The organism is Nocardia aobensis NBRC 100429, from assembly GCF_000308375.1.
Classification (GTDB): Bacteria; Actinomycetota; Actinomycetes; order Mycobacteriales; family Mycobacteriaceae; genus Nocardia; species Nocardia aobensis.
This window is the reverse complement of sequence record NZ_BAFQ01000120.1, coordinates 21438-33412: the sequence shown is the minus strand read 5'-3', so window position 1 is coordinate 33412 and position 11975 is coordinate 21438. Positions and strand designations below refer to the sequence as shown.

At 68.9% G+C, this 11975-nt stretch carries 11 protein-coding genes and 1 pseudogene; 9 read left to right on the top strand and 3 right to left on the bottom strand.

Features of this window, described 5'->3' with window-relative positions; translation table 11 throughout:
- The 6 genes and pseudogenes from RJ03_RS15345 to RJ03_RS15320 all read left to right on the top strand — a co-directional run.
- Positions 1-398: pseudogene (locus tag RJ03_RS15345) on the top strand (hypothetical protein); the annotation flags it as partial.
- A gap of 35 nt (positions 399-433) precedes the next feature.
- A complete protein-coding gene (locus RJ03_RS15340; RefSeq protein WP_227463133.1) occupies positions 434-703 on the top strand; it encodes a transposase in 270 nt (89 codons plus the stop codon).
- A gap of 10 nt (positions 704-713) precedes the next feature.
- Positions 714-2417, top strand: coding sequence for a peptidoglycan DD-metalloendopeptidase family protein (locus tag RJ03_RS15335; RefSeq protein WP_036502805.1), 1704 nt, complete (start codon positions 714-716; stop codon positions 2415-2417).
- Complete coding sequence (locus RJ03_RS15330; protein WP_232329341.1) at positions 2414-3034, top strand: hypothetical protein; 621 nt, start codon at positions 2414-2416, stop codon at positions 3032-3034. Before RJ03_RS15335 ends, RJ03_RS15330 begins: the two co-directional genes overlap by 4 nt.
- 36 nt (positions 3035-3070) lie before the next feature.
- Positions 3071-4903, top strand: a complete 1833-nt coding sequence (locus RJ03_RS15325) for a type IV secretory system conjugative DNA transfer family protein (RefSeq protein ID WP_036502800.1) — start codon at positions 3071-3073, stop codon at positions 4901-4903.
- Complete coding sequence (locus tag RJ03_RS15320) at positions 4900-5286, top strand: DUF4913 domain-containing protein (protein WP_232329342.1); 387 nt, start codon at positions 4900-4902, stop codon at positions 5284-5286. Before RJ03_RS15325 ends, RJ03_RS15320 begins: the two co-directional genes overlap by 4 nt.
- 92 nt (positions 5287-5378) lie before the next feature.
- On the opposite strand, the gene RJ03_RS15315 is transcribed toward RJ03_RS15320, so the two are convergent.
- Positions 5379-5897, bottom strand: a complete 519-nt coding sequence (locus tag RJ03_RS15315) for a hypothetical protein (protein ID WP_232329343.1) — start codon at positions 5895-5897, stop codon at positions 5379-5381.
- Positions 5898-6150: 253 nt separating this feature from the next.
- The gene (locus RJ03_RS15310; protein ID WP_036502797.1) at positions 6151-7017 is read right to left on the bottom strand and encodes a peptidylprolyl isomerase; all 867 of its coding nucleotides are present in this window, start codon (positions 7015-7017) and stop codon (positions 6151-6153) included.
- Positions 7018-7182: 165 nt separating this feature from the next.
- Between RJ03_RS15310 and hisS the strand changes: the two genes are divergently transcribed.
- The 3 genes from hisS (at position 7183) to RJ03_RS15295 (ending at position 10919) form a co-directional block, all read left to right on the top strand.
- A complete protein-coding gene (hisS, locus tag RJ03_RS15305; protein WP_036502794.1) occupies positions 7183-8460 on the top strand; it encodes a histidine--tRNA ligase in 1278 nt (425 codons plus the stop codon).
- A gap of 91 nt (positions 8461-8551) precedes the next feature.
- A complete protein-coding gene (locus RJ03_RS15300) occupies positions 8552-9208 on the top strand; it encodes a hypothetical protein (RefSeq protein ID WP_036502791.1) in 657 nt (218 codons plus the stop codon).
- Positions 9209-9911: 703 nt separating this feature from the next.
- Positions 9912-10919: a malate dehydrogenase gene (locus RJ03_RS15295; RefSeq protein ID WP_036502788.1), complete on the top strand. Its 1008-nt coding sequence runs from the start codon at positions 9912-9914 to the stop codon at positions 10917-10919.
- 25 nt (positions 10920-10944) lie between these two features.
- On the opposite strand, the gene RJ03_RS15290 is transcribed toward RJ03_RS15295, so the two are convergent.
- Positions 10945-11814 (bottom strand): TIGR03619 family F420-dependent LLM class oxidoreductase, encoded by an 870-nt coding sequence (locus tag RJ03_RS15290; RefSeq protein WP_036502786.1) that lies wholly within the window; start codon positions 11812-11814, stop codon positions 10945-10947.
- Between the last annotated feature and the right edge of the window lie 161 nt (positions 11815-11975).

Here is an 11975-nt window from a genome sequence, read left to right as displayed (position 1 = left end):
GGGACCTGCAATCGCTCGGATCCGAGGCCGCGATCGCCAAGGCGCTGGGCTTTCTGGAACGCGCGCGCGCCAAGATCTTCGGCGCGCTGCCCCCCGAGGAGATCAACCGCCTGGACTCGACGATCCCGTTCACCTCCGCCGAGGAGGAGATGGTCACCAGCTGGTCGGCCCCGCAGGCGCTGACAGGTGAGGCGCTCAAACCGGGGCAGGCCCGCCCGCCCGCGCCCGGCACGGGAAAGTTCCTGCTCAAGATCGGTGAGGATCGCCGCCCCGGTATCCCGTTCCACATGGAGTTCACCGTGTCGGAAAAAGAGAGCGGAATCCACGAGACCAACCAGCGTTTCAGCGAATTCACCGAATCCACGGCCCGGCGGGGCGACGAGGGGAGTGCCGCGTGATGCCGCACAGGTCATACCGGAGAGTGTCGCCGCAGGTGCGGAAGGCGGCGGTGGAACAGGTCGTCGCGCTCACCGACAAACTGCGCAGCGAGTCGGAGGCCTGCCGGGTCGTCGCCGAACAGATCGGCGTGCACACCAATTCGGTGCGCAACTGGGTGCGTGCCGCGGAGGGGCCCAGCCTGGAACGGATGGACGCCGTGGCCCTGCGCCGCAAAGTGGCGCTGCTGCAACAGCAGTTGGCGGCCGCGGCGGAGATGAATCGCACCCTGGTGGAAACCCTGAACGAAACTCGCCGCGCGACATGACGGGTGCGCGGTGAACGCGAGAACCCTCACCGCCCTCGTGCTCGGCGGTGTCGTCTCTCTGATCACTCTCGTGGTGGTGATCGTGCTGCCCTCCTCGGAGGATCCGTGCGCCGATCAGCCGACCACGCCCGGTTCGGGACTGCCGGACACCTCCGGCGCGCCGTGGGCGGCGCGGGCGCCGGAGTCGGGTTCCACCACACCGACCGCGACTACCGACCCGCGCGGCTCGACGACGGCAACCCCCGGTGTGGCGGATATTCCCGCGGCACAGGCGAATCCGAGTGTGACGGGCGCGCCGTCGCTGGCCGCGGGAATCGCGCCGATCCGGCGCACCTGGCCGCTGCCGGGCGGATCCTTCACGGTGTCGGACACGTTCGGCGCCCGTGGCGGCACCCATCTCGGCGTGGATCTGGCCGCGCCGGACGGCACCCCGGAGTTCGCGGTGGCGGACGGTGTCGTCGTCGCCGCCGGTCCCGCCTCGGGTTTCGGCAACTGGATCGTGATCGACTCCGTCGACGTCAACGGCCGCCCCTTCTCCGCCGTCTACGGCCACGAGTGGGCGAGCGGGGTGAAGGTGCGGGTCGGTCAGCGGGTGCGAGCCGGTCAGGAGGTCGGCGCGGTCGGATCGGCGGGCGAATCCACCGGTCCGCACCTGCATTTCGAGATCGTGCCCGGCGGGCGCCTGACGGGCGGGCATCAGATCGATCCGCTGCCGTGGCTCGACGGCGCGTTGACGCCCAGCGGCGGTGGCGCGTTCCCGTATTCGGCGAACCCGCTGTGCAGCCGGGGATTCGGCAGCGCCGGCGGTGCACTCGCCGACGGCAAGGTGCCGCCGGAGCTCGAAATCTGGTATCGCCGCGCGGGTTCGCTGTGCCCGGAGATCACCGCCTCGGTGCTGGCGGCGCAGGGCCGTCAGGAATCCGGATTCCAGCGCGGGCTCACCTCGCCCGCCGGCGCCGAGGGACTGGCCCAATTCCTGCCCACCACGGCCCGGGCCACCGATCCCGACGACGGGCGCCCGTACCTGCTCGACGCCGACGGCAACGGGCAGGCCAGCCTGTGGGACGACGGCGACGCGATCATCGCCCAGGGGCGTTACATGTGTTCGATCGCCCATCAGGTCGAGCGGTGGATCGGCGAGGGCAAGGTGCACGGCGATGTGGTGCCGCTGTCGCTGGCCGCCTACAACGCCGGCGAGGGTGCGGTCCTCGCCTCGGGTGGAATGCCCAATCAGGTGGCCGCGCACTTCTCCGAAACCCGGCCCTACGTCACGAATATCCTCGCCATGGAGGCGCAGTACCGGGCGCCCGGATCGATGGGCCGATTCCAGCCCGGCCACGGTTCGGCGGGCGCCGACATCCTCGCCGCGGCCCAGCAGTGGAAGGGCACCCCGTACGTGTGGGGTGGCGGTGGTCCGCAGGGGCCGACCGGCGGTGGACTCGACGGTCCGGGCCTGACCTCGGCCGCGGTGTTCGCGGCCTCCTCGGGCGCGAAGACGTTGCCGCAGACCGCGGAACAACAGTGGGAGGCGGGGGCCGAGGTGCCGATGCGCAACGCCCAGCCGGGCGATCTGGTGTTCTCCCGCTTCGGGTTGCGCGGCCCGGCCGAGGTCGGCATCTACGCCGGCGACGGCCGGATGATTCGTGCCGCCGACCCCTCGGGCGTGAGCGAGGCGCCCGTCCCCGGTGACGCGCGGTTACGGAGGGTGTTGTGACGACACGACGCGGTGCGGGACCGATAACCTGGAAACAGCGCCCGGCGTTCCGGGCGCCGGGCCGCCGACCTACGGCACGGGCCGTCTACGCGAACCTGGTGGTGATGCTGGTGGTGAGCGTCGCACTGCTGTCCGGCTGCGCGGGAGGGTCCGAGCAGGCCGGACCACCGGCGTCGGCCACGTCGACGCCGCGTCAGCTCGAGGCCGCTCCGGCACCCGATCCCGGCACTCCCGACGGTGTCGCCGTCGCCGCCTTGCGCGAGATCTTCACCTGGTATCCGGCTACCGAGGCGCAGGGAGCGTCGCTGGCCCGGGCGCGGAAGTGGCTGGGCCCCAGCCTGCTTCGCACACTCGACGCGCCGCCGGGCCAGGAGACTCCGAAACCGACACTGCGCTGGGCCGAATGGGGGCGTTCGGGCGTGCGCGTGGAGGCCTTCACCTTCGCCTCCGGCGAACAGGCCCCGGGCAACGGCGATTCGGACCACCAGCAGTTCAAAATCGGTATCGAGCAGACCGCCGTGCACTCCGACGGTTCCCGCGAGACGCTACCCCCCACGACGGTGATCGCCACCGTCGTCCGCACCCCCGACGGCTGGCGGCTCGACGGATTCCGTTGAGCCACGGCCACATACTCGGTCACCTCAGGAGGCGAGATGGCGAAGAAGGTGAAGGACCCGGCCGATCCGGGACCGGACCTCGCCCTGTATCTGATCTACATCGGTTTCGCGGTGGTCGGCACCCTCTGGGTCGCCCTGCACCTGGGCAACAAGCTGTCGACGGTGCCCCAGGACGTACCGATCAACCCGATCGCCTGCATCGCGAAGATCGCCCGCGGACAACTGGAGTGGCCGACCGCCTCGACGGTGATCGTGCTGCTCGTCGTGCTGGTCGTCGCCGGCATCGTGTTCGTGCGGCGGGAGATGAAGAAGCGCCGCAGCCGCGGGAGGCTGCCCGTCGACGACAAGGCCCAGTACATGGGCAGCGGCGGCGCGATCGCGGCACTCACCGAGGCCGGGGTCCGGGACAAGGCCCGGCAACTGGGCGTGCGGCTCGGCTACGAGGATTCGCCCGGCGTGCCGATCGGTGTCGGGGTGATAGACGGTGTGATGCTGTTCGGCTCCTACGAGGATCTGCATCTCGACATCTGGGGTCCGCGCCAGGGTAAGACGACCTCTCGGGTGATTCCGGCGATCCTGTCGGCGATCGGCCCGGTGCTGGTCACCTCCAACAAGCGCGATGTGGTCGATGCGACCCGAGATGTGCGGGAGGGTAAGGGGTCTCGTGCCTTCGTCTTCGACCCGCAGGGTGTCGCGGGTGAGACGCACGCCACCTGGTACTGGGATCCGCTGGGCTGGGTCGACGCCCGGCACGAGGGCTGTGAGATGCGCGCGGCCCGGCTGGCCGGCCACTTCGCCGATGCCGAGGACAGCGACGGCACTCCCGACAGCTACTTCGACCCGGAGGCCGAAGATCTGCTCGCCGGTCTGTTCCTCGCCGCGGCCGTGGCGAACCGGCCGATCACCCAGGTGTGGGAGTGGGTGACCGATCCGAGCAATACCGAATCGGTGCAGTTGTTGCGCGCCGCGAGCCACCACCTGGTCGCCTCCGGCCTGGCGCAGCAGTACAACACCGCCGAACGCGTCCGCGACAGCATCTTCGGCACCGCGAAGAAGATGGTGCGCTGCCTGAAACTGTCGAACGTGCACCAGTGGGTCACTCCCGGCGGTGACCGCTACCAGTTCGACGAATGGGATTTCCTGGACCGGAATTCGACGCTGTACTGCCTGTCGCTGGAGGGACGCGGTTCGGCGGGCCCGCTGGTCAGCGCCCTCACCGAAGCCGTCGTCGACGTCGCGATGCGCAAAGCGACTCACGAACACCTGGGCCGGCTGTCCATTCCGTTGCTCGCGGTGCTGGACGAGGCGGCCAATATCGTGCGCTGGAAGGATCTGCCGAAGCAGTACAGCCACTTCGGATCTCGCGGCATCGTCGTGATGACCGTGCTGCAGTCCTGGGCGCAGGGCGTACGGTGCTGGGGGCAGGCCGGGATGGAGGCGCTGTGGGCGGCGGCCAATATCAAGGTCCTCGGCCCCGGAATCGACGATATGGCATTCCTGGCCGCCCGCTCGGAGGCGATCGGCGACTACGACTCCATCTCGTCGTCTGTCTCGGAATCCAAAGGCGGCAAGAGTTATTCGCGTTCGCTGGGCTCCTCGCGAACCCTCAATCCGAACGCATTGGCCACCCTGCCGCGCGGGCGGGCCGTGGTGTTCTCCTCAGGTGCGCCGGCGGTGCTCGTGCGCACCGTGCCGTGGTGGGAAGGGGAGTACGCTGCCGAGGTGCGCAAGTCGATCGAACAGCATGATCCGCAGCGCCGCACCACCATGAGTGATCTCGTGGGCGAGCGGACGGTCCTCGACGGCGGGTCGATGCCCGGTGAGCCGCCCGCGACCTACGGACAGCCCGAGGAGGTTCGCCCGCTGTGAACGACCAGCCCCAGGACATGATCTACTCGAACGTGGTCGAGTTCGTGGAGAACTACCTCAGCCTCATCTATCGGCGTCAGGTCACCGACCTCACCGACACGGTGTGGTGCCCCGAGTGGTGGAAGCACGCCGAGGCGGCGATGCGACTCGAAGCCCTGTGGCGCGCATGGGAATACCTGCGCCAGGATCCGCAGACGGGCATGAGCGTGTGGTTCCTGGACCACGCCGACCCGCATATGGGGAGGCTGTTCGATCCGCGCGGGCCGTTCAAGTACTGCAGTGTGCGCAACGGTCACAAGGATATGCTCAGTCCGCTCCCGCTCACCCCGCCGCAGCAGGGCATGTTCGGCGAACCGAGCAAGGCCGACCCGAACAAGGCCTGATCCGCCGGCTCGAGGCCGATCTGCCTGGTTGACGCGAAAACGATTGTGCCGCCGCCCGTTCGGGGTCGGCGGCACAATCGTGAGCGGGTTGGTCAGCGGTTGCGTTCGCGGTTGCGTTCGCGTTCGCGCATCCGCTCGTCGTGTTCCCGCGCCCGGGTCACCCGTGGCGGTTCCTCCGGCCGGGTGCGGACCGCGGCCTGCGGCGGCTGCGCCTGACTGACATCCATGAGCATGCGCACGGCCGCCAATTCCGGCGCCACGCCGACGCGGGACAGATGGGCGGCCAAGGCCTGCCGCCGCTCGGGAGAGTCGTAGCGGGTCAGTTCGCGTTCACGTGCCTTCTGCCGGTCGGCGGCGGCGCGGGCGCCGCGCGCCACCCGGGAGTGTTCCAGGCCCTTCTCCAGCGAGATACCCCGTTCCAGAGCGGGGCGCTCGAGCATCCGGGCCAGTTCCAGGTTGCGCGGATCCTTCGCCTTGGCTTCGCGGGCCTCGCGCAGCAACCGCTCGCGGGTCTCCTTCACCCGCTCCTGGGTGACCTTCACGCGCGCTTCGGCTTCGCGCTGACCACGTTCGCGGGTGCGCAGTGCGACCAGGGTCGCAAGCTGCAACATTTGCCTCATCAAAGCCGCTGTCTCGCGGCCGATGTCGTCGAGTTCCTCGGCCATTGCCTGCTCCCCGATGCTGCAGTTGTCTCTGTGGACGATTCTGATGCTTCGTATCGGACTCCGCCACACGAACGGTCGATTCGCCGTGGCGGCGCCCCACCTTCAGCGCAGTCCGTTCTACGAGATTACCAGCGCGGAGCAGGGCAGCCTAACCCCGGATCCGGTCCATCGCAGGCGGATCCGGGGCCGCGCCGGGGGCTCAGCTCAGTTGCATCGTCTTCACGGTGACCGGCTGCTTCGGCGCGCCGTCGCCGGTCGAGGGATCCTCGACGCCGTCCTTGGCGATGGCGTCGAGCGTCTTCAGCCCGGCCTCGTCGACGGTGCCGAAGATGGTGTACTGCGGCGGGAGCTGGGAATCGCCGTAGACGAGGAAGAACTGGCTGCCGTTGGTGTCGGGGCCGCTGTTGGCCATCGCCACCACGCCGCGCTTGTACTGCACCGGAACGCGCTGCGCGTTGGGGTCGCCGGGGGCGAATTGGTCGGTCGGGTATTCGTTGGGGAAGGCGTAGCCCGGCCCGCCGTTGCCCTGACCGCTGGGATCGCCGCACTGCAGCACCTTCAGCCCCTCGCCGGTGGTCAGGCGGTGGCAGGGGGTGCCGTCGTAGAACTTCTGCTGCACCAGGCTCACGAAACTGTTGACCGTGCAGGGGGATTCACCCGCGTTGAGCGAAATGCCGATCGGCCCGCGGTTGGTGTCGACGGCGACCTTCGGGGAGCCGGTGGTCGAGACCTCGGTCTGCTCGGGCTTGTGCACCGGTTTGGCGGCCTGACCCCCCTCGGCGTAGGAGCAGCTCACCGTCGCGGTCTTCGGCTTGGCCTCCGGCGGCGCAGCGGCCTGCGGGGTGGACGAGAGCGAGGCGTCGGGGGTCTTCGCCGCGGCGTTGGGAGTGTCGTCGCCGCGGGTCAGGTAGTAGATCCCGACGCCGGCCGCGACGACCACGACCACACCGAGCGCCGATCCGGCGATCGCCAGCTGCTTACGCTTGCGCGCACGCTGCGCCTGTCGCTCCAGTCGGCGTTCCAGCTTGCGCTTGGCCGCCGCTCGTCGCTGTTCGTTGGTCGGCACTACCCGGTCCTCCCGTGTCGGTTGCGTATCGGCATAAGAGTGTGCCATCACTTCCTGAGACGACCCCTAACTTCCCCCGATCGTTCCGTACAATTGCCCAGCTCGGCTCGGTGGAGGGCGAACCGGTTGGACTTGCCGTGTCCGGGTGGGGGAAACTGGACCATTGTGACCAAGACCAGCAGCTTCACCGCCCCGAAAGGGATTCCGGAATATGTGCCGCCCGCCTCGGCGGAGTTCGTCGCCGTACGGGACGGCCTCGTGCGCGCCGCGCGACTGGCCGGATACGGGCATGTGGAGTTGCCGGTCTTCGAGGACACCGCGCTGTTCGCGCGCGGGGTGGGTGAATCGACCGATGTGGTCACCAAGGAGATGTACACCTTCGCCGACCGCGGCGAACGCAGTGTGACCCTGCGGCCGGAAGGCACCGCGGGCGTCATGCGGGCGGTGATCGAACACGGACTCGACCGCGGCCAGCTGCCGGTCAAACTGTGCTATTCCGGCCCGTTCTTCCGCTACGAGCGGCCCCAGGCCGGTCGCTACCGGCAGTTGCAGCAGGTGGGCGTGGAGGCGATCGGCGTCGACGATCCGGCGCTGGACGCCGAGGTGATCGCCGTCGCCGACGCGGGCTTCCGGTCGCTGGGACTCGAGGGCTTCCGGCTCGAGATCACCTCGCTCGGCGACGAGACCTGCCGGCCGCAGTATCGGGAACTGCTGCAGGAATTCCTGTTCGCGCTGCCGCTGGACGAGGACACCCGCCGGCGCGCCGAGATCAACCCGCTGCGGGTGCTCGACGACAAGCGCAAGGAGGTCCGCGCCCTGACCGCCGACGCGCCGCTGATGCTCGACCACCTCTCCGACTCCGCGAAGGCCCACTTCGAGCAGGTGCTGGGCCACCTGGACGCGCTCAGCGTGCCGTACGTGATCAATCCACGCATGGTGCGTGGCCTGGACTACTACACCAAGACCACCTTCGAGTTCGTCCACGACGGCCTCGGCGCGCAGTCCGGTATCGGCGGCGGTGGCCGCTACGACGGGCTGATGGCGGAACTGGGCGGCCAGCCGCTGTCCGGGATCGGGTTCGGACTCGGCGTCGACCGCACCATGCTGGCACTGCGGGCCGAGGGTAAGGCCGCGGGCGAACCGGCGCGGGTCGACGTGTTCGGCGTGCCGCTGGGGGAGGCCGCGATGGCCCGGCTGGTCGTGCTCGCGGCCGAACTGCGCGCGGCCGGGATCCGGGTCGATCTGGCCTACGGTGGACGCGGCGTGAAGGGCGCGATGAAGGCGGCCGACCGGTCCGGTGCGGCCTTCGCGCTGGTCCTCGGCGACCGTGATCTGGCCGACGAACAGGTGGGCTTGAAGGACCTCGGCTCCGGCGACCAGCGTCAGATCCCGCTCGCCGAGGTCGTGGCGCAGGTGTCGGCGGCGCTGGCCGGGCAACGGTAGTACGGTCCGAGGATGTCTCGAATCCCGTGGCGCGCATCCGTTTCCGGTCAGCGGCCGGCCCGGCCCGGCGCACGCGGATGAGCGCGGCCTCGTGAACGACGCGAATTCCGCGGCGCCGCAACCGGTCGGCCTCGACCTCATCGCCCCCGAGTTGTACGCGCCGACGTTGCGGCGGCTGGCGCTGGGCGCGATCGGCGCGGGTGTCGTCGTGGGCGCGGTGGTGGGGCTGGTCGTGAGCTGGCCGGCCGGTGTCGTGGTCGGCGGGGTGCTCGGCGCGCCGACGGCGATCTACGCGCTGGCGATCCGGCGGCGGCGAATGTGGTTGTCGGGCACGGTGCTCGAGGCTCGGACGCTGGTGGGCCGGCGACGGCTCGACGTTGCCGCGGCGTCGGGTGTCGAGGTGCTCGTGTACCCGGGACGGCTGAGCCGGATCGCGCTGCGGATCACCGCCGGTGGCCGGACCCAGACCGTGCCGCTGGCGATGTACACCGATGCCGGCAGCGGACGCGAACTGCACATCCTGGGGTTGCGCACACTCGCCGACGCGCTCTCGTCCGCGGAGCTGGCCGCCGCGCTGGCATTGTCCGGATTGCTGGTCGGGCAGTTGCGGGCCGAGGCTCGTGACGCCGGGCTGGAGGAGCGGCCGCTGTATCGGGCGGTGCAACTGGTGCGGGCGCGCGACATCGTGCAGCCGGTGCGGCTGAGCGACAGCGATATCGCGACGCTGAGTCGCGACATCACCTCCTGATCGCTGTTCGGGATGAATCGGGCATAGTTCGTCGCTTGGGGGAGCCGTGCGGACGATATGTGGTCACGGTTTCGTAACGGGGTCGCCAACAGGTGAATGGAAGCACGTTTCGCATTCGTCCCGGTGGGCAACCTCTCGGCTTACTTCGTCGACCGTGAATCTGGGCGTCTGGCCAGGTCTGTGACCACACCGGTATCCCGCAACCCCTGGTTTGACGCCTTTCATGTCTGGAAATACCGAGTCGCACAGCGAACACTGAGAGTCGCAAGTTTTTCACGATCGGAGAGTTCGAAAACGAAGGGTTCGCCATGCATACCATCAAATTCCGCAAAGCAGCCGCGGTTGCCGCCATCGCAGTGGCCCTCGGTGCTGTCGTAGCCCCCGCAGCGTCTGCCGCGACCCCATCGGGTACCTCTCCGACGGCGAGCGACATCGACGGTTCCGTCGCGATCTGCTTCCCCTTGGGCAGTGTCGTCTGGTGCATCTGAGCTGTCACGAGAAGGGGTGCCGCCGGAGGGGTGGCGCCCCTTCCGTGTGTGCAGGTGGCGGGCGAGCCCGCCGGACGGATTGCCGAAAACGGTTGCGCGACGGTAGGGATTCGCTCGAGCTGTCTGGTTGCTCACGGTGACGGGTTTCGGCCGGTGAGGGTCGTTAGGGTGAAGATCGAAGCCGACCGTCGAGTTCTCGTGAACAAGGAGTTGTCGTGAGCAATGCCGCCCGCACGCCCGTGACCGTCACCGTCACCGGAGCCGCCGGTCAGATTGCCTACGGGCTGCTGTTCCGCATCGCCTCCGGCGCCATGCTCGGGCCGCGGACACCGGTGCGGCTGCGGTTGCTGGAGATCCCGGCGGCCGTCGGCGCCGTCGAAGGGGTGGCGATGGAGCTCGAGGACGGCGCTTTCCCGTTGCTCGAATCGATCGACATCAGCGACGATCCGTGGGTGGGATTCGACGGCGCCTCGGTCGCCGTCCTGGTCGGCGCCCGCCCGCGCACCGCCGGGATGGAGCGTTCGGATCTGCTGGCGGCCAACGGCCCGATCTTCACCGATCAGGGGGCCGCCATCAACGCCAGTGCGGCCGACGATGTGAAGGTGCTGGTGGTCGGAAATCCGGCCAATACCAACGCCTTCATCGCCATGAGCAATGCGCCCGACGTGCCGGCGGCGCGCTTCACCGCGCTGACCCGCCTCGACCACAACCGGGCCATCGCCCAGCTCGCGGCGCGCAGTGGCGCCCCGGGCTCGTCGATCACGCGAATGACGGTGTGGGGCAACCACTCCGCGACGCAGTATCCGGATATCAGCCACACGCTGATCGGCGGGCGGCCGGCCGATCGAGTGATCGACGATCCGGCCTGGGTGCGCGAGACCTTCATCCCCACCGTCCAGCAGCGCGGTACCGCGATCATCGCCGCACGCGGAGCGTCCTCGGCGGCCAGTGCGGCGAGTGCGGCCATCGACCACATCCACGATTGGGTGCTGGGCACCGCGGCCGGTGACTGGGTGTCGATGGCGGTGCCCTCCGACGGCTCCTACGGGGTGCCGGACGGGCTCATCAGTTCGTTCCCGGTGACGTGCGCCGGTGGTGAGTACTCGATCGTGCCGGATCTGGAAATCGGCGAATTCTCGCGTGAGCGTATCGATCTCAGCGTCGCCGAACTCGCGGCCGAGCGCGAGGCGGTGATCGATCTCGGCTTCGCCAAGCGGGGCTGAGCCGATCGACCGCTCGCGCTGCCGATCACACCTTGGCGATGACCTTCTCCGCGTACTTCTCCAGATGCGCGATCTTGTCCGCGAGCGGTTCGGTGTCGTCGCCGGCGACGTACGGGTAGCGGAAGCCGACGATCACATCGGTGACGCCCTTGTCCTCGAGCCGCTTGATGCCGTCGGTGGTGTAGGCGTCCAGCGAGGCCGCGTGGATCTCGAACGGCGTGGATGCGTCACGCTCGGAACGCAATTCGTTCAGCCGGGCGAGCATGCGGTCGAGATCCTCGGGATCGCCGCCGGCGTGCATCCAGCCGTCGCACAGGTGCACGGCGCGTCGCAGCGCGGCATCGCTGTGCCCGCCGACCAGGATCGGCAGCGGTTCGGTGGCGCCCGGGGTGATCTTGATCTTCGGGATGTCGTAGAACTCGCCGTGGTATTCGAAGTACTCGCCACGGGAGAGGCCGCGGACGATTTCGATGCATTCGTCCATGCGCTTGCCGCGTCGCTCGAACGGCACGCCCATGATCTGGAAGTCCTCGGGCCACGGGCTGATGCCGACGCCCAGCGAGAACCGGTTGCCGCTGAGGTAGGCGAGGGAGGCGGCCTGTTTGGCGACCAGCACCGGCGGGCGGATCGGCAGCTTCACCACGAAGGGCGTGAACCGCAGCGTCGTGGTCACCGCGGCCAGCGCCGCGGAGAGGATGAACGCCTCGATGAACGGCTTACCGTCGAGGAATTCCCGGTTGCCGTCCGGGGTGTACGGGTAGGTCGAATCCGACTCCGCGGGATAGGCGACGCTGTCGGCGATGGTCATACTGTGGAATCCGGCCGCCTCCGCGGCCTGTGCCAGCGGTACGTAGTGCGCCGGATCGGTCATCGCCTCCGCGTAGGTGAAACGCATCGGTGGTCCTCTCGGGTGTTGCCGATATGAAACTAGAACAGATTCTAGTTGTGCTGGCGATCCTAGTGGGATAGGCAGGGCGTTGTCCCGAGTTCGGCCACTGATCGGTCGAATGAACCTGTTCTAAGTCCGGCTCCCGACGCGGAATGGCCCGGACCGTA

Excerpts from the sequence above, each read along its gene's own strand:
- RJ03_RS15290 (WP_036502786.1), bottom strand. The coding sequence starts at position 11,814 with ATGCGTTTCACCTACGCGGAGGCGATGACCGATCCGGCGCACTACGTA.
- RJ03_RS15325 (WP_036502800.1), top strand. The coding sequence starts at position 3,071 with ATGGCGAAGAAGGTGAAGGACCCGGCCGATCCGGGACCGGACCTCGCC.
- RJ03_RS15315 (WP_232329343.1), bottom strand. The coding sequence starts at position 5,897 with ATGTTGCAGCTTGCGACCCTGGTCGCACTGCGCACCCGCGAACGTGGT.